At 25.4% G+C, this 19237-nt stretch carries 29 protein-coding genes and 2 pseudogenes; 2 read left to right on the forward strand and 29 right to left on the reverse strand.

Annotated features, from left to right (window positions below; all coding sequences use genetic code 11):
• Window position 1: 1 nt before the first annotated feature.
• Window positions 2–271 carry a hypothetical protein gene (locus AJ930_RS08700; protein ID WP_070275202.1) on the forward strand — a complete coding sequence of 90 codons (270 nt, stop codon included), beginning with the start codon at window positions 2–4 and terminating at the stop codon, window positions 269–271.
• Window positions 252–3149, forward strand: a complete 2898-nt coding sequence (gene cas9 / locus AJ930_RS08705; RefSeq protein ID WP_070275203.1) for a type II CRISPR RNA-guided endonuclease Cas9 — start codon at window positions 252–254, stop codon at window positions 3147–3149. Before AJ930_RS08700 ends, cas9 begins: the two co-directional genes overlap by 20 nt.
• A 693-nt stretch (window positions 3150–3842) precedes the next feature.
• Here cas9 and AJ930_RS08710 read toward each other — a convergent pair.
• The 29 genes and pseudogenes from AJ930_RS08710 to AJ930_RS10440 all read right to left on the reverse strand — a co-directional run.
• Window positions 3843–4163 (reverse strand): hypothetical protein, encoded by a 321-nt coding sequence (locus tag AJ930_RS08710; RefSeq protein ID WP_023890799.1) that lies wholly within the window; start codon window positions 4161–4163, stop codon window positions 3843–3845.
• Complete coding sequence (locus AJ930_RS08715; protein ID WP_002897966.1) at window positions 4153–4494, reverse strand: hypothetical protein; 342 nt, start codon at window positions 4492–4494, stop codon at window positions 4153–4155. Before AJ930_RS08715 ends, AJ930_RS08710 begins: the two co-directional genes overlap by 11 nt.
• A 437-nt stretch (window positions 4495–4931) precedes the next feature.
• Complete coding sequence (locus AJ930_RS08725; RefSeq protein WP_070275204.1) at window positions 4932–5327, reverse strand: hypothetical protein; 396 nt, start codon at window positions 5325–5327, stop codon at window positions 4932–4934.
• Window position 5328: 1 nt separating this feature from the next.
• A complete protein-coding gene (locus AJ930_RS08730; protein WP_002794923.1) occupies window positions 5329–5721 on the reverse strand; it encodes a hypothetical protein in 393 nt (130 codons plus the stop codon).
• A 2-nt stretch (window positions 5722–5723) separates the two neighbouring features.
• Entirely contained in the window at window positions 5724–6593 is an 870-nt protein-coding gene (locus tag AJ930_RS08735) for a BspA family leucine-rich repeat surface protein (protein ID WP_070275205.1), read from the reverse strand.
• A gap of 14 nt (window positions 6594–6607) precedes the next feature.
• Window positions 6608–7612 (reverse strand): toxic anion resistance protein, encoded by a 1005-nt coding sequence (locus AJ930_RS08740; protein WP_052804590.1) that lies wholly within the window; start codon window positions 7610–7612, stop codon window positions 6608–6610.
• A 563-nt stretch (window positions 7613–8175) separates the two neighbouring features.
• Window positions 8176–8568, reverse strand: coding sequence for a hypothetical protein (locus AJ930_RS08745; RefSeq protein ID WP_070275206.1), 393 nt, complete (start codon window positions 8566–8568; stop codon window positions 8176–8178).
• Between the two features lie 20 nt (window positions 8569–8588).
• Window positions 8589–9017 (reverse strand): hypothetical protein, encoded by a 429-nt coding sequence (locus AJ930_RS08750; protein WP_070275207.1) that lies wholly within the window; start codon window positions 9015–9017, stop codon window positions 8589–8591.
• On the reverse strand, window positions 9004–9438 hold the full coding sequence (locus AJ930_RS08755; protein WP_070275208.1) for a hypothetical protein: 435 nt from the start codon (window positions 9436–9438) through the stop codon (window positions 9004–9006). Before AJ930_RS08755 ends, AJ930_RS08750 begins: the two co-directional genes overlap by 14 nt.
• Window positions 9439–9624: 186 nt before the next feature.
• Window positions 9625–9825 (reverse strand): hypothetical protein, encoded by a 201-nt coding sequence (locus AJ930_RS08760; RefSeq protein WP_070275209.1) that lies wholly within the window; start codon window positions 9823–9825, stop codon window positions 9625–9627.
• Between the two features lie 49 nt (window positions 9826–9874).
• On the reverse strand, window positions 9875–10402 hold the full coding sequence (locus AJ930_RS08765; RefSeq protein ID WP_070275210.1) for a hypothetical protein: 528 nt from the start codon (window positions 10400–10402) through the stop codon (window positions 9875–9877).
• Between the two features lie 7 nt (window positions 10403–10409).
• Window positions 10410–10628 carry a hypothetical protein gene (locus AJ930_RS08770; RefSeq protein ID WP_058914663.1) on the reverse strand — a complete coding sequence of 73 codons (219 nt, stop codon included), beginning with the start codon at window positions 10626–10628 and terminating at the stop codon, window positions 10410–10412.
• A 179-nt stretch (window positions 10629–10807) separates the two neighbouring features.
• Window positions 10808–10945: pseudogene (locus AJ930_RS10875) on the reverse strand (DNA/RNA non-specific endonuclease); the annotation flags it as partial.
• Between the two features lie 18 nt (window positions 10946–10963).
• Window positions 10964–11182: a hypothetical protein gene (locus AJ930_RS08775; RefSeq protein WP_052773979.1), complete on the reverse strand. Its 219-nt coding sequence runs from the start codon at window positions 11180–11182 to the stop codon at window positions 10964–10966.
• Window positions 11179–11655 carry a hypothetical protein gene (locus tag AJ930_RS08780; protein WP_070275211.1) on the reverse strand — a complete coding sequence of 159 codons (477 nt, stop codon included), beginning with the start codon at window positions 11653–11655 and terminating at the stop codon, window positions 11179–11181. Before AJ930_RS08780 ends, AJ930_RS08775 begins: the two co-directional genes overlap by 4 nt.
• 118 nt (window positions 11656–11773) lie before the next feature.
• Complete coding sequence (locus tag AJ930_RS08785) at window positions 11774–12109, reverse strand: hypothetical protein (protein WP_052798557.1); 336 nt, start codon at window positions 12107–12109, stop codon at window positions 11774–11776.
• A 9-nt stretch (window positions 12110–12118) separates the two neighbouring features.
• Window positions 12119–12526, reverse strand: coding sequence for a hypothetical protein (locus tag AJ930_RS08790; protein ID WP_070275212.1), 408 nt, complete (start codon window positions 12524–12526; stop codon window positions 12119–12121).
• Window positions 12527–12568: 42 nt separating this feature from the next.
• Entirely contained in the window at window positions 12569–13036 is a 468-nt protein-coding gene (locus tag AJ930_RS10100; protein WP_083263171.1) for a YopX family protein, read from the reverse strand.
• 183 nt (window positions 13037–13219) lie between these two features.
• Window positions 13220–13570, reverse strand: coding sequence for a hypothetical protein (locus AJ930_RS08800; RefSeq protein WP_070275213.1), 351 nt, complete (start codon window positions 13568–13570; stop codon window positions 13220–13222).
• Window positions 13567–13758, reverse strand: coding sequence for a hypothetical protein (locus tag AJ930_RS08805; RefSeq protein WP_002840066.1), 192 nt, complete (start codon window positions 13756–13758; stop codon window positions 13567–13569). Before AJ930_RS08805 ends, AJ930_RS08800 begins: the two co-directional genes overlap by 4 nt.
• Before the next feature lies 1 nt (window position 13759).
• On the reverse strand, window positions 13760–14425 hold the full coding sequence (locus tag AJ930_RS08810) for a hypothetical protein (RefSeq protein WP_070275215.1): 666 nt from the start codon (window positions 14423–14425) through the stop codon (window positions 13760–13762).
• Window positions 14426–14437: 12 nt separating this feature from the next.
• On the reverse strand, window positions 14438–14998 hold the full coding sequence (locus AJ930_RS08815; protein ID WP_070275216.1) for a hypothetical protein: 561 nt from the start codon (window positions 14996–14998) through the stop codon (window positions 14438–14440).
• Window positions 14995–15378, reverse strand: coding sequence for a YopX family protein (locus AJ930_RS08820; protein WP_070275217.1), 384 nt, complete (start codon window positions 15376–15378; stop codon window positions 14995–14997). Before AJ930_RS08820 ends, AJ930_RS08815 begins: the two co-directional genes overlap by 4 nt.
• Before the next feature lie 31 nt (window positions 15379–15409).
• A complete protein-coding gene (locus AJ930_RS08825) occupies window positions 15410–15922 on the reverse strand; it encodes a YopX family protein (RefSeq protein WP_070275218.1) in 513 nt (170 codons plus the stop codon).
• Window positions 15903–16184, reverse strand: a complete 282-nt coding sequence (locus AJ930_RS08830; RefSeq protein ID WP_070275219.1) for a hypothetical protein — start codon at window positions 16182–16184, stop codon at window positions 15903–15905. Before AJ930_RS08830 ends, AJ930_RS08825 begins: the two co-directional genes overlap by 20 nt.
• Window positions 16185–16238: 54 nt before the next feature.
• Entirely contained in the window at window positions 16239–16460 is a 222-nt protein-coding gene (locus AJ930_RS08835; protein WP_070275220.1) for a hypothetical protein, read from the reverse strand.
• Window positions 16444–16947, reverse strand: a complete 504-nt coding sequence (locus AJ930_RS08840; protein ID WP_070275221.1) for a hypothetical protein — start codon at window positions 16945–16947, stop codon at window positions 16444–16446. Before AJ930_RS08840 ends, AJ930_RS08835 begins: the two co-directional genes overlap by 17 nt.
• A 17-nt stretch (window positions 16948–16964) precedes the next feature.
• Window positions 16965–17879, reverse strand: a complete 915-nt coding sequence (locus AJ930_RS08845) for a ParM/StbA family protein (protein WP_002801656.1) — start codon at window positions 17877–17879, stop codon at window positions 16965–16967.
• A 1142-nt stretch (window positions 17880–19021) separates the two neighbouring features.
• Window positions 19022–19237 (reverse strand): annotated as a pseudogene (locus AJ930_RS10440) (hypothetical protein); the annotation flags it as partial.

Genomic DNA, 19237 nt, shown 5'->3' on the forward strand with positions numbered 1-19237 from the left:
AATGAATACAATACAAAAACTCAGAAGAGAACTAAAAATCTATACAGCAGGAATAATTGTATTGCCTATATTATCAATTATAAGCTATATGTTTAATAATCAGAAACTAGATTATAATTTTTTGATATTTTTTGCCCTGTTTTTTGGGCTTTTTTTCACTATTTGTGTGATAGGTTTTTTTAGCGCTAAAAAAGCAATTAAAACATATTCGCAATTAATAGAAAGATCTCAAGAAGAATTTGGAGAAAAAAATGAAAATCATAGGATTTAATTTAGGTATTGCTAATATCGGTTGGGCATTAAGAGAAAATGATGAAATCATAGATTGCGGAGTAAGAGTATTTGATATACCTGAAAATCCAAAAAATGGTAATTCGCTAGCTCTTGAACGCCGAGAAAACAAAGCTCGTATGAAAATAGTCAAAAGAAAAAAAGCAAGAATGCTTGCAACTAAAACTTTTTTAAAAAAAGAGCTTAATGTTGATTTATCCAAACTTTTTTTAATCGGATCAACTCAATCTATCTACGAATTAAGAACCAAAGCTTTAAGTTCTTTAATCAGCAAAGAAGAATTATCTGCTATTATTTTACACATTGCTAAGCATAGAGGATATGATGATAGTGCATTGAAAAATGAAAATGGAACTATTATTGAAGCCCTAAATAAAAACAAAGAAGCAATGCTTAAATTTAAAAGCGTAGGTGAATATTTTTATAAAAATTTTGTTCAAAATAAAGAAGTTAAAAAAATAAGAAATACCACAGAAGATTATTCTAATTCTGTTCCAAGAAGTTTATTAAAGCAAGAACTTGATCTTATTCTTGATAAACAAAAAGAATTAGGATTAATTAAAAATGCTGATTTTAAAGAAAAACTATTTGAAATCATCTTTTTTAAACGCCCTTTGAAAGATTTTTCAAATAAAATAGGAAATTGTATTTTCTTTGAAAACGAAAAAAGAGCTGCTAAAAATACCATAAGCGCTTGTGAGTTTGTTGCTTTGGGAAAAGTTGTAAACCTTTTAAAAAGCATTGAAAAAGATATAGGTATAGTTTATGAAAAAGATAGCATTAATGAGATTATGAGCATTATTTTAGATAAAACAAGCATTAGTTATAAAAAAATCAGAGATATTTTAAATCTTCCACAAGACATAAACTTTAAAGGCTTAGATTATTCAAAAAATAATGCTGAAAACTCCAAACTTGTAGATTTGAAAAAACTTAATGAATTTAAAAAAGCTTTAGGCGATGGTTTTGCTAATTTAGATAAAGATATACTTGATAGTATTGCTACAGATATCACCTTAACCAAAGACACAGCAACTTTAAAAGAAAAGCTAAAAAATTATAATGTTTTAAATGCAGAACAAATCGAAAAACTCTCAGAACTTGTTTTTAATGATCATATTAATTTATCTTTAAAGGCTTTAAAACAAATCATACCTTTAATGTATGAAGGTAAAAGATACGATGAAGCTTGTGAGCTTTGCAATTTTGCAATTGCTAAAAATCAAGAAAAAAGCGAATATTTGCCTTTATTTGAAAAAACACGCTTTGCTAAGGATATTTCTTCTCCTGTGGTTATTAGAGCTATTTGTGAGTTTAGAAAATTGCTTAATGACATCATAAGAAGATATGGTAGTGTCCATAAAATTCATTTAGAACTAACAAGAGATTTTGGGATAAGTTTTAACGATAGAAAAAAAATAATCAAAGAAATTGAACAAAACGAACAAAGTCGTATAAAAGCTTTAGAAGCAATAAAAGAATTAAAACTAGAAGAAACTTCTAAAAACATACAAATAGTTAGATTATTTGAAGAACAAAAAGGAATATGTCCTTATTCAGGCTTAAAAATGGATTTAAATCGCCTTGATGAATTAGTAATTGATTATATACGCCCTTATAATAGAAGTCTTGATGATAGTTATAGCAATAAGATTTTAACTTTTAAAAAACTAAGCGATTTAAAACAAGGAAAAACACCTTTTGAAGCTTTTGGAGAAGATGAAAAACTTTGGGCTGAAATCAATGAGAGAATTAAAGAATATAATGGCAAAAAAAGATTTAAAATTTTTGACAAATTCTTTAAGGATAAAAAGCCTTTTGATTTTACAGAACAAACCTTACAAGATACAAGATGGCTAACTAAACTTGTTGCGAGCTATCTTAACGAGTATCTTTCATTTTTACCTATCAGTGAAGATGAAAATACAGCCTTAGGCTATGGAAAAAAAGGAAGTAAACAACATGTCGTTTTAAGCTCAGGGATGATTACTCAAATGCTAAGAAATTTTTGGTATTTAGGCTTTAAAAATCACAAAGATTATAAAAACAATGCTATGGATGCCATTATAGTAGCTTTTACAACCAATTCTATTATTTTTGCTTTTAATAATTTTAAAAAAGAATTAGATTTAGCAAAAGCTGAATTTTACGCAAACAAAATATCTGAAAGTGATTATTTGTTAAAAAGAAAGTTTTTACCACCTTTTAGTGGTTTTAAAGAGCAAGCACTTGAAAAAGTAAAAAATATTTTTGTTTCGCATTCTTTAAAAATTAAAAATAAAGGTACTTTGCATGAGCTAACACCACTTAAAATAAAAGAACTTAAAAATACATATGGTGATTTAGATCTTGCGGTAAAATTAGGTAAAATAAGAAAATATAATGATAAATATTATGCGAATGCTAAGGGTTCTTTAGTAAGAACTGATTTATTTGTAGATAAAGAAAATAAATTCCATGCAGTGTCTATTTATAAAGCAGATTTTTCTACAAAAAAACTTCCAAATAAAACCCCTGCAACTACATCAAATGGAGAAACCAAAGAAGGCATTGAAATGAATGAAAATTATAACTTTTGCATGTCATTGTATAAAAATACTCCAATTAGCGTAAAAATAAAGGGTATGAAAGAGCCTATCATTTGTTATTATCATGGTTTTAATACTTCAGGAAGTAAAATTATCTATAAAAAACACGACAACAATTATCACAACCTTAGTGAAGATGAAATGGTTGTTTTTAGAAAAAATGATAAAGAATCTATAGTGGTAGGAAAAATACTTGAAATTAAAAAATACAGTATAAGTCCTTCAGGTGAATTAAGTTTAATTGAAAACGAAGAGCGTAAATGGTTTTAGATATTTTTGCTCAAAAAATAAGAAAAAACATTGATAAAATAGGCTTTTTAGATAAGTCTATTTTACCATATAAACAATTAACAAGAGACTAAAACTTCAGAGCAAGAATATGCGAACTGGATTAAATTTTATCATATAAACAATTAACAAGAGACTAAAACTCGCTTCTTTCATTTTGAAACCTTTATGCTATTTTATCATATAAACAATTAACAAGAGACTAAAACCTTTCAAAATCAATTTTACAAACTTTAAAAATTTTACCATATAAACAATTAATAATAGGCTAAAACGCGATATGAGACTTTATTATAAATATAGTCAATTAATAATAGGCTAAAACACAACAATGTTTGATTACTATGGATTGGATATTTTACCATATAAACAATTAATAATAGGCTAAAACCTTATAAGCTTTCTAATGACAGCGCTTTGAATTTTACCATGTAAACAATTAATAATAGGCTAAAACTATTCTACCCAAATACGCATTAAACTCATCATTTTGCCATGCAAACAATTAATAATAGGCTAAAACCAAATCCAAAGAGTGTGAAATGGAAAATTAATTTTACCATGTAAACAATTAATAATAGGCTAAAACCTTTCAAAATCAATTTTGCAAACTTTAAAAATTTTATCATATGGATAATTAATAATAGGCTAAAAATAGCTTTTAAATATTTAAATTCATAAGAAAATATTTCTTAATCTACTTTCATCACAACTTTTCAAAAAATCATAGATTTTCTTTCTATAAGTTGATTTATCCTTTTTCCAAGTATTTAGCGTTGGCAATGGAATCGTTGTAATTTTGGCAATTTTAGAATCACTTAAGCCTGTATTAGAAGAATTAATAGAATTTGAAAATATTTCTTTTAATTCTTCTTGATTAGTGTTTTTTAAAAAAAGATATATTTTTTCCCTCCAATTATCTTTTTTTTGTTTCCAGTCTCTAATAGTGAAATAAGGGATATTAGTAATTTGTGAAATTTGGACATCATTGTTCATCAGGCTTGAAACCACTATCTAAAATTATTTTTGTCATTACACCCTTAAGTTTATCAAAATGATTTAAAGCTTGCACATTGCTAACTCTAAGCAATCTTATTTTCCCATCTTTTTTATAAAACACCTGAAAAACTTCATCGCTTTGTTTGCATTTCACCATGTCATCTGAAGTAGGACTATCTATGAATTCATATTTTTCAACAAAATCTTCATTTGAAATATCAAATAAATCTTTTCTATAGCCACTTGGCGAATTTGGATCATAAGAATAAACATTAGCCAATGATTCCTCTGTAGCCTTTTGTAGTTCTTCTTTTGAAATTTTATTCATCTTAACTCCTAATAATTTTTGTAAAATTATACAACAATATAAGATTATACAATAGTATAACACAAATAAAAATTGTATAAAAGCTAAAATCTAATGAATGTATATTTGGAAAAATATTAAAGAAAAAAACCAGCACAACAGAACAAAGAAAAGAAATTTGCAAAGGTATGAGAAAAATAACAGTCAACTTCTTTTTTTTATCAGCAAACAAATTTATTAATTGATTGTGTTCGGCTTTAATCTTTGCATCTAATAAAAAACCCATAAATAATATCATATGTAAAATCATAAAAATTCTAACAAAAAAAATAAAAAAAGCTTGAATTTCTGTGTAGAGAAATATTTTTAAAATATTAGTCCAAACATTTTCATATACGATTAAAAAACTAAATAATATTGACATAAAAGCCCCATAAGCTTCTATTATTTTCAATTCTTTATTTCTCATACAAACTTTCCTTTTTTAATACAAGTAAATCTTCCATGGTGTTATCTATAATTAGAATTTTATAATCTTGTTCTTCTTTATTTTTTATATCTATCTTCTTATTTACTCTTTTATTTGATTTAATTTTCTTTATTAATTCCAATACAACAGCAAAAACCATCATGATAGCAAATATTACTAAAACATATTTACCAACATTCCAAATCCATTCCATAATTGGATAAGATAGATTAATAGTGTTTCCTTCTTCAATTATCATGCCCACTGCAGCCAATAATGATGCTAATAACATAAAAAATACGCCTAATGGCGGATTAAGAAACAGCGTTATTACGCTTATCCAAAAACCAATAAAACCTAAAATTTTAAAAATCAATACAATCATATTATTGTACTCTATTTTTTATACTGTTGTCTAGTGAATTTTCGATATGATCTAGTTTGATATCTTTTTCAATGTTAATTTCTTTTTTAAAATCTAAATTTTTAAGTTTATCAAACAACTTTTGAGCTTGTTGAACCAATCGCTCCTCATTTCTTTCCAAATCTGAGGTATGTAGTTTATTTTTAATTAAAAAATATTCTTTGCAATTCTGATTAAGAATTAAAATTATGCTATTTAATTCTTTTTCAATATAACCTTTGCTAATGTTTCCTAAATTGATTGTATCCATATAAACTATAATATCAATAAGTTTTTCTTTAATATCTTTATATATGGCTCTTAATTTATTATTTTCAATGCTATTTAATTTATCGCTATTCATGTATAATTTCATTTTTACTCCTTCACAAATCTTGGTTTTTTAGAATCATCCCACTCCATTCCACTTTCATAAAACATACCATACCTATGTTTAACATTTCTCACATCCCAAGAACTTAAGTCTTGATTAAAAGATTTACATCCCTTAAGCATCTTTGTCATTTTCTCAACATTTTTAACATTCCAATCTGAGATGTCTTGGTTAAAGTTTTTACAATCTCTAAACATGCCATTCATATTTCTAACATTCATTGTATTCCATTTGGAAATGTCTTGATTAAAGTTTTTACAATCCCAAAACATATCTTCCATGGTTTTAACATTACTTGTATCCCAAGGTGAAATATCATAGTTGAAATTTTCACAACCATAAAACATATAATTCATATTTTTAACAAAAAATGTATTCCACTTCTCAATGCCTGAGAAGTCTTTACGAGTAGAGTTTGCAAATAAAAAACTCATATCATCAATATATATTGTATCAATATCACCTAGATAAATACTTTCATCTTTAACTAGAGCCTTAAGCTCTTCTTTGGTTTTAGGCGTGTATTTGTATTTTTTTATGATTTTTACTTCTTCAACAATTTCAACAATAAAATTTTCCTTTTTTAATGCAAATAAATCTTCCATAGTATTATCTATGATTAGAATTTTTGGGTTTTGAGAAACTACTGTGATAACCCTATCTTTTTTAAATTTCTCTACCATTAATGTTTTTAATCCGAATGTAATAGATTCTTTCCAATATTTTTTACAAAAATCAAAACTTGTTGTAAAACTCCAAAAGATAAATAGTGTTTGAATAGAGATGATAAAAATAAAAAAATAAAGCCCTATCTTTTCAAAAGAAAGAGCAAGTTCATTGCTTAATTCAAACATAATTCTTTCCATTTTTATTTAACATGATTGATTAACATATTTTTAGAATTAATTTCATCCATTAATTTGTCAAAATTTTGCAAGTGCTTTTTAATATCATCTGTAGCCTTAATTCTAAAGTCTTTAATCTTCTCAAAACTTTCCAAACATTCTTTAAAAGAAGTTTCTAAAGCTTGCATATCAAGCATTGCTGATGAGGCTTGCATTTGAATACTTGCACCTTGATTTTTAAGTTGTGTAGAAGTTTGTTTAATCAAATCAGAAGTTACTCTATTTAAACCATTTACGCTATTTAATATTCTTTCTTGTTCTGACAATGATTGAGCCATTAAGATAGCAACCCCCAAGGCTTCAACTGTGACTTCTTTTGCTCTATCTAAAGAAACGATAAGCTCTCTATTGTTTGCAATGAGAGTTGTAAATGCAATCACTGATTGTTCCATTACCATTACTCTTTGCTTTACATCAGTCATTTTCTGCAATAAAGGAAAATAGGTATCACTTTTAAATCTATTTATTTCAAATTCATCTTTTTTATTAATAGACAAATATTCATCGCATTCTTGTTGCGCTTGAGACAATTCTTCAATTAAATTTTTAAGTTCATTGCGTTTAATTGCCATGCCTTCAATTTCTAATTTTAGTGCTTTGTTGTCATTTTCAAGCTCTTCTTTGCTTTTATTTAAATAAAGAATAATATTATCAATTAACTTAGATGAATTTTCGAATTTATCAATATATCTTGAAAGATGGTTGATTTTAAATGCTTTGGATAAAATTTTTGGAATAACCCCTGCTTTGCCAAAAACAGATTTATTCCTATATGGGCTTACATTGTCAATTAAAACTTGAAGCTCATCAAGCTTTTTATAGACTTCTCCATTATCTGTATTTTTAAGTTGATCCATAGAAATTTTAATTAACGGACTTGCAGATACAGCAGAGCTTTTTTCGCTATCTTTTTTTAACAATACCATCACTTTTTCATTCATTGCTTCATATTGTTGAGTTGAACTCATTTTCTCTCCTTGAATTTTGTTTGTTGTAGTGTATATTATTAACACTTATTTTATGCTTAAAATTAGCGTATTAAATATATTTTTATATTAAATACACTAAATAAAAATTTTTGTAATTAAACAAGTGTTTGAACAAAAAAAGAAAAAGCGTTATAGTTGCAACAATTAATCCACAAAGGAAAGCTTGCGGAAATAATAAAAAAATCAAAAACATAAGAAATAACCATTATAAATATAAAAATTTTCCATAAAAATAAACACGGCATTTCTGTTGTGTAATATTGAAAAATAAAAGAGCAAATAACATAAACTATTGATCCATTAAAAATAATGCAAAAAACTTAAATTAGTCAAAATGTTAATTAATATATCCATATTTTTAATCATTTTTTACTCCTTATAATTCTTATCTTTTTTAATTAAAGCCAAAGAAATAATTATAAGAAAACATAAGGAAATACCCCACAAAATGTCAATATTAAAAATATTAGATATTAACATCAAAATTAACGAAAACAATCCTAAAAAATAAATTTGTTCTTTTTTTAATTTACCTAATAAGTTCATTTTGGTTCCTTCTTATAATAAGCGTTTAAAAAGTGATATGGTAAATAATTTTTAAAACTTTCTTTATCCATATAAATTGCTATAGTACTATTAATCTCTTTTCTAGTTTTATTATAAAAACTTTTTTCTTGTGAAAATCCTTTAAATTTTGAAATTCGACCATATCTTACTATACGACCTCCTAATTTTTCATTAGTTATTTCATAACTTATTTCATTAATAAATAAATCGCAATCGCTTATAGTATATTCAAGACGCATAATAACTAGAAAAGTTTCTTTATTTTTATTATAAGTAAAACTAAAGCATTTTTCGTTAAATCCTATTTTTTTGGCAAAAGCTCTATTCCAAATATCGCTTAAAACTTCTTTCATTGTTTTTTCATACATTTTCACTCCTTTTTATATTTTCAGTCAATGATTTTTTCATACTCTAAAATATATTTTTTTGCAGTTTTTATATTTACTTTTGCGTGTAAAGCTATTTTTTCTATATCAAAATTTCCTTTTTCATCTTTATAACTATCTAAAAACAATCCGCTTAAAAGGGAAAAAATTTTCTCCTTTTTATTCTTGGCTCTTTCTTTGTTAATTTTAACCATATTAAGTGTTCTTTTACTCTTATTTTCATCTTGGAACTGACTTAATCCTATTATTTTAAACTTCATAAGCAATTCATTATTTTTCTTACATTTTTTACATTTTGCAAGCAAGATTACTTCTTCATTAAAAGAAGTCAATATTTGTTCTGCTTTTTCTAAACTTTTTAAACTTCCTAAGCTTGTATCATTAATCTTTTGACAATTAATACAAGTCCAAATCATTTTATTGATTTTCATCGGTATTTAATCCTGTAAAATGAACTATTACTGCTGTTACAAAACAAGAAAATATAACAATAAGTATAATAAATTTAATAGGAAAAAATTGCAAGTCGCAAAGTTTTCTAAAATAATTGAGACTAAAATTAGCGTCAGAATAATAAAAAAATAAAAAAAGCAATGGAGTAGCAATTAATAAAAATATTAAAATGCCAACTATTTTATTTTCTAAACATATTAATGTTACACAAACAAAGGCTAGGCTACAAAATAAAACAATGCCTGTATAATAATAAACATCCTCTATCGCTGAAAAAAAGTTCCATAAATTTTCAAATATTAAAAATGTTAAATTTAGAAAATCTTTTCCAAAAAAAATAATAAAAGCAATAATGCCTATATAAATAATATAGGCTAAAATAAATTTTTTATTTTCCATACAAACTCCTTTAATAAAATTTATTTTTTATTTTTTCCGTGTGATATTTTTTTCAATCTCTTTTAATAAGTTCATTTTAGCTCCTGACTATATTTAATTAAAATGATTATCTATGTTTCTTTGTCGTTCTATAGCTTCATCGTTATATCCAAAAAGAAATAAATCAAATCCATATTGTTAATCCTCCTACCTTTCAGTTCGTATCTTTAATTCTTGATTTAAGCCGTTTTCGATTTTTTTTAATATTTCTAAGTAATTTTCGATTTCTTTTATTTTTCCAAGCTCAAAATTTATATTTTGATTTGTTCTTACAAAATTCTGAAAGACTTCTTTGACAATAACCATTTCATTGTAAGATAGGGTTAGATTAATTTCTTTGTTTTCCATATAAACCTCCTTGCTTTTTTTAATTTTAGTAATTTTTCTTTTGCATTTTTCAATGTTTTTCTTTATTTCTATAATCTGATATAGAAATACGAAATAAATCATCCTGAGTATTATCAATTATTAGTGTTTTATTATTTTGCTTTTGAGTGTAACTTTCAATATTTATATCATTAGAACGCTTGATAACATAAGAATCTTTTTCGCAAATGATTAATATTCTATGAAAACCAATTATTGTTACAAGTAATGTTAAAAAATCTACTACTGCAATAAATACAGCATATGAAGCACTACCAAAGGAATCATTAAATTCTATAAAACATGATGAGATTATTGATATTACTAGCGAACCTATTATTGAACTAATAATGCCACCAAAATTGTAGCATTCTTTAATAAATTTTTTATTCTGCGTTTCAACCAATATAGTCGAAAGCAGTGATGCTAATATTGTAAAAAATATCCTATATAATTCATTATATGTGGGCTTTATTAAATATTCCGCATTTATTAAAAACACAGACATTAATATTATATAAAGTAATATTAAACCTGTGCTATCTATTTTTAGTTTCACTTTTTTCCTATTTTTTATTTATTTCTTGGATAAAATCTTTTACTAAACCACTAAAGTGAGTTTTTAAAATTTCAATGGTTTTATTTTCACCCATATTTTTAGTGGCATTAATTAACCCAAGAAATAAATCTTGTTGTTCTTGATTTAATTTTTCATATAAATAAACAACATCTTCTACATGAATTTCTTTGATATCGTTTACACTTATATTTATTTCTAGTTTCATTTTTTCTCCTTGATTTTTATTAATGTAGCATACACTATTAACACTTATTTTATTCTTAAATATTAGTGTATTAAATATATTTTTATATTAAATACACTAAACTTTGGATTTATATTTAAGATTATTGTAGAAAATTTCCCCTATTTTCTAGGGGCTTCATGGTTGATATTTGTGGAGCGTTAGAATTGACACTTGATCTGATAAGATCTTATACTCTCATTTTCTACTTCATGATTTGGCACTTGATAACATTCTTTAAAATTATCACCTTTTAAAATCTTAGTGTAAGAGCTTGGAATGGCAAAATGCTTCATAATTCATTTTAATTCTCCGATTTATAATTTATGAAATTGCGTGAAATAAATACCAGTAGCTTTTAAATCTTTTTTTATTTGATTAGAAATAAGATGATAAACAACTTCAAAATCTGTTTTTTTCCAAAAATATCTACTATAATCTACTAAACAACTGCCTGTTATAATTTTATCCTCTTTATTTGCCTTATAACTACAAAAATAATAAACCTTGACTTTAAATAAATCTAATATTTTCATTTTAGTAACTCCTGATTATAAAAATACTCATACTCTTCTTTACAAAAAGAGCCGAAAAATAAAAAGCATAAATAGTTTAATTCTTTAATCTTGTTTTGCTTTAAAAGTTCAAAAAATTTCTCTTTGCTTAATTCTTCTTCTTTTTCGCCACCTTGCGTAAAATAAGGAATGATTTCTATATCATGTTTAATAAAAAAATCAGGCATTACAAATTCTCTTTTTTCAAAATCAATCTTAATGCTTTGCTCTATTAATTTTTTAAATAATGGTGTTTTTTTAAATAAGTCCATTGTTTTAAAAATATCAATGTTTTTGTATTCTTGAAAGTGCTTTTTTGGCAAAAAAACTCTAAGACTTATCATCTCAGTTTCATTTTTTTGATTGAGATCGCACCCAAACAAAAACCTAATTCCGACATTATATTTTTTAAAATATTCTTCTTTGCTCATTGTTTGAAATTTTTTATAATTCATTTTCTATAAATCCTTTATAAACTGCCCAAAATTTCATTTTTAAAAATGCAAATTAAAGCGATAATTGCTATAAAAATTGCATAAGAAAATATTTCTTTTTTAATTAATTTTTCTTCAGTCATTTTTGTATCTCCTTTAACCATTCTTTATCTATTTTTCCACACACAAGATAAAACATACAATCTTTAATTGAGAAACCATAAGCTAATTGAGCATAAGCAAAAAATATAGATATAGCTGTCATTAAATCAACTAGAAATAAAACTGTTCCCATATAAGATAGATCCGCATTAAATACCAATATTAAAAAAAGTAGAGTTCTTAAATTAATAAAAATCGCGTGAATTTTTGTGTAACTTAATAGTTTGTATATTGTATTTCTAGCATTAAATAAAAATCCACACATTAGTTTGTTTAGTCCAACAAGAAAAAATAAAAGTCCTATTGAAATCATTTTCACTCCTTAACCTTCAACTTCTTCTTTTTCTCTAGACATTTCATAAATTGCCACTGGTGCGATAAGAGAAGAAGAAAGAATTAAGAAAATAACAAACATTGCTTCACTATTAAGGTAATCAACACTCAATTTGGCGTCAGAATAATGAAAAAATAAAAAAAGTAATGGAATAACAGTTAATAAATACACTAAAACACCCTTTATCCCCCTTTTTTCCAAGAAGCTTATTACAATAAAAACGAAAAACATACTTATAGGCAAAATGAGCATATAATAAGCAGGATTTACTGATAAGAAAAAGTTTTTTAAATTATCAAAAACTAACAAAAAATCTTTTCCAAAAAAATAAATCAAAGCAATAATGCTTATATAAATAGCATAGACTAAAATATTTTTTTTATTTAATAAGTTCATTTTTTACTCCTGATATTTTTTTAATTGTTAAATTCATAATCTTTACTTCTTATATTTTAATAAATTAGTCTTATTGTGTATATTTCCAATGACTTCGATATCTTTCATATCATTAATTTTTGAAAATAAATACAATGAAAACCTATCGTTTTCAGTTCTATTATATAGTTCAAACTTTTCTAAATCAGCTATTCTAAATATCTCAAAGATATTAATATCCTTGTTTATAGTTACAAAATAAAAAAGAGTTGTTCCTTGAAATGTTATGTAAGATACAATATCACCTTCATAGATCTTTTTACCATTTTTATCATAAAGTCCTGTAAATAATTCTATCTCTAAATTAGAATTATCTAAATCATCTAATTCAAATTCATAATCGTAACAATCTTGACTCCTATTTAAGCATTTAATATGGTCATTGATTTTGTGTATATAAACACCGCCTTTAATATTGTTTATATATTTCTTACCATCCCAAATTCTAAAATCAAAATCTTGTAGTCTCATTGTTTCTCCTTGTTAGTTTCATTAGCAATTGTCTTTTTTGTCTTTAAAGAGTATATATCATTAACACTTATTTTATTCTTAAATATTAGTGTAATATATATATTTTTATATTAAATCCGCTAAATAAAATTTTTTATTTTTATTTTACTTTAAGCTTTGGACTTAGGGCAAATGAAATTGGTATTACTCTTTGCGGCTAAAATTGAACATCATTCCACCGCTTTTTTTCTGAGCCTTATTATCATTTTTAGGCTCATTTATATTAGTTTGAACATTGTTTTCTTTTGAAATTTTAGATTGTAAATTATTCTCTTCAGAGTTTTTCTCTTGCTGTTTTACCTTATTTATTCTTCTTGTCTTGGTAATTCCATGAAAAAAGAATTCTACTTTAGGTTTTTTTAAAGAATATTCTAAAATAGCTTGTTCGATAAACATACTCCTAACGCCCTTCGGTAATTGCTCTAAAATCGAAGCAACTTTTTCATCATTCATAAAAAAAGTTACTCTTGTTGATTTATTTTCATTATCTTTCATTGTTTCTCCTTAATTCTTTTTTCTAAAAGCTCAATTTTTTTAATATTTAATTCCAAGATTTTAATATTTAATTCTAATGTTTTTTTGTTTTGTTCTAAAAGCTCAACTTGTGCTTTTTGATATTTATAGTTAAAAAACATCAGAATGAAAAATAATATAAAAAGTAAAACTAAGATGATATTTAACATTTTATAACCTGCAACTTTCATAATCAGCTTTATACCATTTTCTAATATAATAATCTTCATAATCTCCATTATTATCTTCGATTTTTATGCACCAAAAATCACTACCTTCTTTGTCTAAAAAATATTTATTTGGCACATTTGTTAATTTAAAATCATTAATTGCTAAATCAAAAGCCTCTCTTTCACAATAAGCTCCTATTTTTTCGACAAATCTATTTAATCTCTCATCATAAAACCCTGTACGACTTTCAATCTCTTTAATTTTTTCTAGCATACATTTATAGAAGTCAAAACCTAAGTTTTTAACTAAAATCTCTATCTCAACAATTAATAAATATTCAAAATCTTCATCTTTGCTATTATTATAAACTGTCTTATTATTGTGTTCTGTAAAATAGCTTGTAAAATGGTCAATCAAATGAATCATACCTGCTCTTTTTATATTTGAAATTTCTCCAAATTTTAATTCAAAAGCATTAAAGAAAAATACTGCAATATCACACAAAGCTTCAACTCTTTCTAAGTCATCTTTTGCTCTAAAATACTCGCTTACTTTTTCAAAAACATTACCTAAAAATTCTGCTTGCTGATTTTCATAAGTTGAGTGTCTTTCTTCACGCCATTTAGATAATCTTTCTTTAATTTTGTTAAATTGTATTTCTGTCATTTTTTATTATCCTTATACTTTAAAAAATCCGTCTAAGTCTAAATTGCCTTTTTTATCTCTTAAGATAAAACCTAAAGAATATATAGGTCTTGCATATTCTATTTTATAAGAGTCTTCATTTTCTTTCATATCATTATAATTTAATCGTCTAAGTGTAACTTTTATATTTTCTTCATCTTCAACTTTAACCTCCCAAAACCAAAAAATCCTATCATCTAAAATATTCATAAAATCTTTTAAATCTTCTTCAAGTATATATTCCCTACAAAACTTTTCGCAATGTAATGTATCAACGCTTCTAAAAAGATATTGTTTAGTTTCTAATTTAGATTCTACGAATTTATAAACTTTTCCATAGTAATACTTATTGCTTTTATTAACACAGACATAATAATCCCCTTGTGTTAAGCTATATTTTAATTCTTCTCTAGGCTTAACCCTATAATCACAAGATAACCAATTCCATTGTGGTTCCTTTACATCATGCCAATCAGAATTTGTATCTTTAACCTGAACTTGTTTACCGTTTTTGAAAGCTTCCATAACTTCTATTTTTTCTTTTAAAGTTTTCATTTTAATAACTCCTTGTTTTCGTGGATATTGCCTATTATTTCGGTATCATATCCTTCATCTTTAACTAAATAAATTAAAGAGCCTATGTAATCTCTACTTTTACTCTCAAGATAAAAAGTCCCTTCTTTATGAATGCTAACTTTTGCCAAAAAGCAATCGTATGGACTTTTAGTTTTAACAATATCCCCTTCATAAATCTTATTTCCGTTCTTATCATAAAGTCCAGTGAAAAGCTCTATTTCACAATCTTCTTTAAACTCGGACAACCTTGTTTTGGCTTCTTCACCATAAACATATTTTGTTTGGCATTTGCAATCCTTATTGCCACAACCCTTGTGATGTTTATCCCATATCCTAAAATCAAAATTTTGTAGTTTCATTATCTCTCCATACCCTATAACAATACTAACTTTATAAGTTCGCTAATTTCCATTGTTTACCCTCTTCTAACAGTTCTGGATTTTCGTGAATATTGCCAACAACACTCATGTTTTTATCTGAAACAAGCATTTTTAACAAATTGATACCACCAGAATTTCTTTTTCTGTAAAGGTTTCCATTATAGTCTTTACCATAAAGGATTATTTCAGACATTTTATAAGTGTCATCTCTAGTAATATAAAAAATCTCTTCAGTCAGTTCATTCATGAGAATATCATTTTCATAGATTTTATTTCCATTTTTATCAAAATAGCCTGTAAATAATTCTATGGAAAACGCATTTTCATTATTAAAATATTCCTTATTTTTCCAATCATATGGGTTATCTACTGAAAATCCTACGTGGTCATAATTCTCTATGATACGATTACAGTTACTAGCATCGTTATGTTCGGTATTTTCAATATATAAACCGTGCGGTGTTTTAATATACTTCTTTTCAATATTATCCCAAATTCTAAAATCAAAATCTTTTAATTTCATTCTCGCTCCTTAAAAATTTCTCAACATCTTCAAATGCTTTAACAATAAGCTTTTTTTCATGAAAGAAATTTCTTTCATGTGGCTTGTTTTTATAAATTGCATAAACTTTTTTAAGATCTTCTTTGTTTATGTAATTTTTCCAATTTATCTTCTCAATTTTTATTTCATTCTGTTTTGCAAAATCGCAAAAACAAGTCCTTCTTTCGCTAAATGGTATGATTTTTACAATCGCAATATAGTCATCAGTATTAAAAGTTTTCATATATTCTCTTCTGCATTATAATATGTGCCTAAAGTGATTCATGCGTTGAATATCCTAATAAGGAAATTCAACTTTTTCTTCACGCTTTGCTTCTATTCTATTCTCGCCTTCTTCAATGTGTCCATTAAAAAAAGTATAGAAAAATACTTCATCTCTCCATAACATTGTAAGAGCAGCTTCAATAGCTTTTTCTTGCATGTTTTTTGGAACTCTTTGCCATTTTTTATAAGCATTTTCATTCATTGGAACTTCTACATTTTTAATTTCTTGATTCATTTTTCTCTCCTTTGTTAAAATTATTGTTGATATTGTTGTGAATTTCTCTATCTTTAAAAAACTCTTCCCTAGCTTTTTTAACTTCATTTTTAATCTTGTTTTCAAAATAAAAAAGATAGTTTAAACAAGTTTCACCTGTATAATTATTCTCATAGCATAAATTAAAACCAAAAGTATTAGGTATAGAACTAAATTGTTCTTTGATTTTATCTTTAAATCTTGGTTCTATTTTGTTTTCTATAGTTTGTATATAGTTTTGAACAGCTTCTTTTTTGGCGCTATTTGTTTCATAAGAAAAAAAGTTATAAAGCTTATAACTTACAAAAAACCAAATAAACAACACTAAGTGTATCAAAACTAATGTGGTTTTAAAGTTTATATTTTCACTATACCGTTTTGTCATGAATATCACTAAGCTCGCTAAAGCCATTAAAGACAAAATAATAATAAAATAATCAATATTTATATCAAGTATTAAAGAAAACATTATTTATCTCCTATATATTAGTTTTCAAAAGCGCCTTTATAATAACCTCTAACATTTGAAAATTCATGCGGACTAGGCGCTAAAATAATATTTGGGTGCGTTTCTTTTATATATTCTTGATCTAAGAAATAAGCGCCGCCTCCGCCTATAATAACACCATCAGAACGCACCATCAAATCACCACACTTATTAGCAAATTCATCTAATACAAAATCAATATATCTTTCAGTCATGGATTTAATTTCATCTTTAAAATCAATTACTTTACCAGCGATTTTAACTTCCTTATTTAAGAATACTTTCTTAGCTTCTTGCTCACTAAAATCTACTCTAAACTCTCTTGTTAATATTTTTTGTAAATCTACTATAATACGATTTGCTCCGCCTTGATTTGCAAAACAAAGATCTGATCTTGGTTCTTTATCTTCAAAAACCAAAAAGTCTAAAGTGTTGTAGCCAATATCAATCACACCCACAAGACTATCTTCATGATTTGGATATTCTAAAAATATACCCTGCCCTTGTGCAAATAAAAATACACTTGGTTCAAGATGAATTTTATTAATTGTAAAATTTTCTATCACTTCTTTAAAATCATTTGCGCTATGATAATTTAAAATAGAAAGCCCTGTTGCTATTTCAATAGGTTGTGATAAATCTGCTCCTGCTTGATTAAGAGCATGAAAAACTAACAAAGGAGAGTATTTATTTAAAAAATTAAAACCCCTAGTTGCTATAGCATTTGTAATTGCTTTTTCCCCTACTCTATATTGAGTTCCATTATAGGTATATATATCTGTTTTTGTTTCAGATAAATCTACTTGAGCTTGTCTCACCTCAGAAACAGCTGATGGAAATTTTAAAGTTTTTCCATTGAAAAATACTTTTGTATCTCCATATCCTATATCAATGGCAATTTTTTGTGTTGACATTATTTACTCCTTTTTTGGTAAAAAATTGTTTTTTATCTTATATATAATTATATTACATATTTTTTAAATTTTGTAATAAATATATAATATAATTGTATAAAAAGAAACATAAAATAAACATAAAAAACAACTTAATTACACTTTTTTTTGAAATAAATCACACTTTATTTACAACTTAACTACAACTTAACTACAACTTGAGTGCAACTTAACTACAACTTCACTACACTTTTATTACAACTTGAGTGCAAAAAAACGCTACTTGATAAACTGCACTTTATTTACAACTTAACTACAACTTAACTACAACTTGAGTGCAACTTTATTACAATTATTTTCAACTTAACTACAACTTGAGTTCAACTTTATTACACTTTCACTACACTTTAACTACAAAAATGTGAAAATTTGCATGTTTTTTGAAGTAAAAGTGTAGTTAATATGTAGTTAATGTTATTTTTACTATAACTTGAGTGCAACTTTATTACAACTTAACTACAAAAAAGAGTTTGTTTAAAATACTATTTTATAGGGTTTTTAATATTAATTTAATTTTTATTGTTGAAAAAAATATACTAAAAAGTGTAATAAAAAAATAAAATATCAATATTTAGGGCTTATTATGCTAAAATCCTTATTTTTAGGCTCTTTTGCTTTTTTAAAAAAAATGTAAAAAGTTGAGCCAATGGGCATAATGCAATAATATAGCCTAAATATAGGCGTTTAAATCTTATTGTTGTAGGCAAATTATGCTAATGTTTTACCGACATTTTGCGATTTGTAAAAAGCTTTTAAAATATCTATTTTGTAGGTTTTTAAGCATTATTGATAATCGAGTTATTGTGTAAGATTTTTGGCAAAAATAGACTTTAGAGCTAAAAACTACAAAATTTTCTTCATGGCGTGTATTTTTGATTGTGCTTGATTTATAGCGATAAATATGAGAGCTAGGGCTTATTTTAGAAGTTCTTGCGAATTTTCAAAAATGCTTTGCAGTTTTGAAATGGACTGTGGTTTTTGTAGGTTTTTTTATGTTTTTTTGATTGCAAGTGTGTATCTTGAATGGATATAGGGTTTAAAATGACAGAATTAGCCTTTAAAAGGCTAAAATGATTTTTTTAATGGTTTTTATCGTTTTAGGGTTATTTTTTTGATTTTTGGGTGTTTTTTGAAAGAATATCGATTAGTGTTTCAAAATCTTGGATTTCTGATTTGGTGATTTTGAATTTGTCTTTGAGGGTTAGGAATTGATAGGCTGAAACTATATCAAGCTTTGGGTATTTGGCTTGTAAATCGATAATGCTCTCATGGTTTTTAACTCTTTTTAGTTTGGCAATAAAAGTGTTTTTTGTTTTTTT

It is taken from the genome of Campylobacter sp. BCW_6871, assembly GCF_001762325.1.
Classification (GTDB): Bacteria; Campylobacterota; Campylobacteria; order Campylobacterales; family Campylobacteraceae; genus Campylobacter_D; species Campylobacter_D jejuni.

Bases quoted from the DNA above. Each gene is read 5' to 3' on its own strand.
- AJ930_RS08700 (WP_070275202.1), top strand. From the start codon at position 2: ATGAATACAATACAAAAACTCAGAAGAGAACTAAAAATCTATACAGCA.
- cas9 (WP_070275203.1), top strand. From the start codon at position 252: ATGAAAATCATAGGATTTAATTTAGGTATTGCTAATATCGGTTGGGCA.
- AJ930_RS08710 (WP_023890799.1), bottom strand. From the start codon at position 4,163: ATGAACAATGATGTCCAAATTTCACAAATTACTAATATCCCTTATTTC.
- AJ930_RS08715 (WP_002897966.1), bottom strand. From the start codon at position 4,494: ATGAATAAAATTTCAAAAGAAGAACTACAAAAGGCTACAGAGGAATCA.
- AJ930_RS08725 (WP_070275204.1), bottom strand. From the start codon at position 5,327: ATGATTGTATTGATTTTTAAAATTTTAGGTTTTATTGGTTTTTGGATA.
- AJ930_RS08730 (WP_002794923.1), bottom strand. From the start codon at position 5,721: ATGAAATTATACATGAATAGCGATAAATTAAATAGCATTGAAAATAAT.
- AJ930_RS08735 (WP_070275205.1), bottom strand. From the start codon at position 6,593: ATGTTTGAATTAAGCAATGAACTTGCTCTTTCTTTTGAAAAGATAGGG.
- AJ930_RS08740 (WP_052804590.1), bottom strand. From the start codon at position 7,612: ATGAGTTCAACTCAACAATATGAAGCAATGAATGAAAAAGTGATGGTA.
- AJ930_RS08745 (WP_070275206.1), bottom strand. From the start codon at position 8,568: ATGTATGAAAAAACAATGAAAGAAGTTTTAAGCGATATTTGGAATAGA.
- AJ930_RS08750 (WP_070275207.1), bottom strand. From the start codon at position 9,017: ATGAAAATCAATAAAATGATTTGGACTTGTATTAATTGTCAAAAGATT.
- AJ930_RS08755 (WP_070275208.1), bottom strand. From the start codon at position 9,438: ATGGAAAATAAAAAATTTATTTTAGCCTATATTATTTATATAGGCATT.
- AJ930_RS08760 (WP_070275209.1), bottom strand. From the start codon at position 9,825: ATGGAAAACAAAGAAATTAATCTAACCCTATCTTACAATGAAATGGTT.
- AJ930_RS08770 (WP_058914663.1), bottom strand. From the start codon at position 10,628: ATGAAACTAGAAATAAATATAAGTGTAAACGATATCAAAGAAATTCAT.
- AJ930_RS08775 (WP_052773979.1), bottom strand. From the start codon at position 11,182: ATGAAAATATTAGATTTATTTAAAGTCAAGGTTTATTATTTTTGTAGT.
- AJ930_RS08780 (WP_070275211.1), bottom strand. From the start codon at position 11,655: ATGAATTATAAAAAATTTCAAACAATGAGCAAAGAAGAATATTTTAAA.
- AJ930_RS08785 (WP_052798557.1), bottom strand. From the start codon at position 12,109: ATGATTTCAATAGGACTTTTATTTTTTCTTGTTGGACTAAACAAACTA.
- AJ930_RS08790 (WP_070275212.1), bottom strand. From the start codon at position 12,526: ATGAACTTATTAAATAAAAAAAATATTTTAGTCTATGCTATTTATATA.
- AJ930_RS10100 (WP_083263171.1), bottom strand. From the start codon at position 13,036: ATGAGACTACAAGATTTTGATTTTAGAATTTGGGATGGTAAGAAATAT.
- AJ930_RS08800 (WP_070275213.1), bottom strand. From the start codon at position 13,570: ATGAAAGATAATGAAAATAAATCAACAAGAGTAACTTTTTTTATGAAT.
- AJ930_RS08805 (WP_002840066.1), bottom strand. From the start codon at position 13,758: ATGTTAAATATCATCTTAGTTTTACTTTTTATATTATTTTTCATTCTG.
- AJ930_RS08810 (WP_070275215.1), bottom strand. From the start codon at position 14,425: ATGACAGAAATACAATTTAACAAAATTAAAGAAAGATTATCTAAATGG.
- AJ930_RS08815 (WP_070275216.1), bottom strand. From the start codon at position 14,998: ATGAAAACTTTAAAAGAAAAAATAGAAGTTATGGAAGCTTTCAAAAAC.
- AJ930_RS08820 (WP_070275217.1), bottom strand. From the start codon at position 15,378: ATGAAACTACAAAATTTTGATTTTAGGATATGGGATAAACATCACAAG.
- AJ930_RS08825 (WP_070275218.1), bottom strand. From the start codon at position 15,922: ATGAAATTAAAAGATTTTGATTTTAGAATTTGGGATAATATTGAAAAG.
- AJ930_RS08830 (WP_070275219.1), bottom strand. From the start codon at position 16,184: ATGAAAACTTTTAATACTGATGACTATATTGCGATTGTAAAAATCATA.
- AJ930_RS08835 (WP_070275220.1), bottom strand. From the start codon at position 16,460: ATGAATCAAGAAATTAAAAATGTAGAAGTTCCAATGAATGAAAATGCT.
- AJ930_RS08840 (WP_070275221.1), bottom strand. From the start codon at position 16,947: ATGTTTTCTTTAATACTTGATATAAATATTGATTATTTTATTATTATT.
- AJ930_RS08845 (WP_002801656.1), bottom strand. From the start codon at position 17,879: ATGTCAACACAAAAAATTGCCATTGATATAGGATATGGAGATACAAAA.